At 66.6% G+C, this 446-nt stretch carries 1 protein-coding gene; it reads left to right on the forward strand.

Annotated elements, in window-relative coordinates:
- Positions 1-446: collagen binding domain-containing protein (locus C1878_RS16400; RefSeq protein WP_181816822.1), on the forward strand; the 446-nt coding region annotated here is incomplete at both ends.

The raw sequence follows: 446 nt of genomic DNA on the forward strand, positions 1-446 counted from the left end.
CGACGGCGTGGCGCAGACCGCGAGCGACCTTCTGCCCTACGGCACCTACGAGCTGCGCGAAACCGTCCCGCCGGAGGGCTACCTGCTCTCCGACGAAGTATGGCGCTTCGAGATCCGCGAGGACGGCGTGGTCGTCGAGGCTACCACCGAGCAGTCGATAGACAACCAGGTGATCCGCGGCGGCGTCAAGACGGCGAAGCTCGACCATCAGAGCCAAACGTCCGTACCGCAGGGATCCGCCAGCGTCGAAGGGGCCGTTTTCGCCATCAAGAGCGTTTCCGCTAATCCTGTGCTGGTGGACGGGATCGTATACGAGCCAGGCAAGGACGTGGCCACCATCACCTCCGGCGCCGACGGCGTGGCGCAGACCGCGAGCGACCTTCTGCCCTACGGCACCTACGAGCTGCGCGAAACCGTCCCGCCGGAGGGCTACCTGCTCTCCGACG

The organism is Gordonibacter sp. 28C (genome assembly GCF_003339845.1).
Lineage (GTDB): Bacteria > Actinomycetota > Coriobacteriia > Coriobacteriales > Eggerthellaceae > Gordonibacter.